The following is a 2,350-nucleotide window of genomic DNA, read 5'->3' as shown; positions in this document are numbered from 1 at the left end:
CCACACAACACCACCTCCACATACGACCCCGGCGCCCGCCCCCCAGAAACCCCACCACCCGAAACCACCGGAACAGGCAACAACCCCCGATCCAACTTCCCATTCACCGTCACCGGAAGCCGGTCCAACACCACCACGGCCGACGGCACCATAAACTCCGGCAACCGCGAACGTAGGAATTCCGGCAGTCGGCCGGCATCCACCTCACCGCCCGAAGCCGACACGACATAAGCAACAACACGCCGGTCGCCCGGCTGGTCCTCACGAACCACCACCGCCGCCTCGGACACCCCCGCATGCCCGGTCAACGCATTCTCGATCTCCGCAGGCTCTATCCGAAAACCCCGCACCTTCACCTGATCATCAGCACGCCCCACAAACTCCAGCACGCCGTCCCGATTCCACCGCACCAAATCCCCGGTCCGATACATCCGCGAACCCGCCGCACCGAACGGATCCGCCACGAACCGCTCCGCACTCAACCCAGCACGACCCCAATACCCCCGAGCCAAACCCACACCCGCCACATACAACTCCCCCACCACACCTGGAGGAACCACACCCAACCGGCCGTCCAGCACATAGACCCGCGTGTTGATGGTGGGGCGGCCCATGATCGGCTTGTCCGAATCCACGCCCACCGTTCCCACGGTGACCCAGACCGTTGCCTCGGTCGGCCCGTACAGGTTCAGCATCAATCGGCCAGGGGCCCACCGGGCGATCAGCTCACTGCTGATGGCTTCTCCGCCGACCAGCAGCGTCCGGAGCGAGGGCAATTCCACTTCCGGCATGCTCGCCAACACGGACGGTGAAAGCAGCGCATGGGAGATCCGCCCCTCGACGAGCGCGTCGGCCAGCTCCTCACCGGTCAATCCCACCGAGCTCAGCGGGACGACCAGGGTTCCGCCGGAGGCGAAAGCCATCAGCATTTCAAGCACCGCTGCATCGAAGCTCGGTGAGGCCAGTTGCAATACCCGCGATGAATCGGTGAGCGCGAAACGCTCCACCTGGGCTCGCGCCAGCCCAGCCAGTCCGGCGTGCGGGACCACCACACCCTTCGGCGTCCCCGTCGAACCGGATGTATAGATCACGTACGCGGCGGCATCGCAGGGCACCTCTACATCGGGCGAGACGTCCGGGGACCGGTGCACCTGGCGCATCACTTCCTGTTCGTCAAGGACGAGCTTCGGCGTTTCCGCTGCCACCAGGTCGCTGAAGGCAGAATTGGTGAGCACCAACACAGCGTCGCTGTCCGCCACCATGAAGCCGACTCGCTCTCGCGGGTACGCCGGATCGATCGGCACGTACGCCGCACCCGCTTTCGCCACCGCGAGGACGGCGACGAACGTCTCCACCGACCGACCGAGCAGCAGCGCGACTCGTGATTCCGGCCCGACGCCGTACGCGTTGAGGTGGTGCGCGAGTCGGTTTGCGCGGGTGTTGAGTTCGGCGTAGGTGAGGTGGGTATCGGCGTGCTCCAGAGCCGTGGCGTGGGGTGACCGGTTCGCCTGCTTCTGGAAGAGGTCCGGCAGCGGTACGGGGGTGATGTCGGGCCGGTCGGTGGCGTTGTGCTCGACCAGCAGTTCACGTTCTTCGTCCGGATCAAGAAGCCGCGCCCGACCCAGACGCAACTCGGGGTCATCCGCCACCTGACCCAGGAGGCGAACCAGATAACTCCCGAGCCGATACGCCGTCTCACGGTCGAAGAGGTCTTCGGCATACGTCAGCGAGAGCTCCATGCCGGCCGGACTCCCGGCACCACTCCGATACTCGTCGAACACGAACGACAGGTCGAACTTCGCCGGACTGAAACCATGAGAAAGCAGACCCCCGGTGGTGCCCGGCAGCGCGAAATCGAGCTCCTCATCCGCAGTATTGAGAGCAAACGCCACCTGGAACAACGGATGCTGCGCCAACGACCGAACCGGATTGAGCGCCTCCACCAAACGCTCGAACGGCACATCCTGATGCTCGTAAGCCGCCACATCGACCTCACGAACCCGATCGACCAGCTCACGAAAAGTGGGATCGCCCGAAGCATCCAACCGCAAAACCAAGGTGTTCACGAAAAACCCGGCCAAGTCCTCCAGCACACTGTCGGTCCGCCCCGCAATCGGACTCCCGACCACAACATCCTCACCGGCATTCAACCGGGACAACAACGCCACCAAACCGGTATGAAGCACCATGAACATGCTTACCCCACTAGCAGCAGCCACCCGGGCCAAACGCCCATGCACCTCCGCATCAACGCCGAACGACACCACACCACCGCGATAACTCGCCACCCGCGGACGCGACCGATCCACCGGCAACGACAACTGCTCAGGAGCCCCCTCCAATTGCTGCT

General features: G+C 64.3%; 1 protein-coding gene. It reads right to left on the bottom strand.

Annotation, left to right across the window (positions count from 1 at the left end):
• A partial coding sequence (locus tag ACTWP9_RS36595; RefSeq protein ID WP_443250635.1) for a non-ribosomal peptide synthetase occupies window positions 1-2,288 on the bottom strand: 2,288 nt, incomplete at its 3' end.
• Window positions 2,289-2,350: the final 62 nt, after the last annotated feature.

The sequence above is a fragment of the Streptomyces sp. 3N207 genome (assembly GCF_052246355.1).
GTDB lineage: Bacteria > Actinomycetota > Actinomycetes > Streptomycetales > Streptomycetaceae > Streptomyces.
This window is presented reverse-complemented; position numbering and strand designations above follow the sequence as displayed.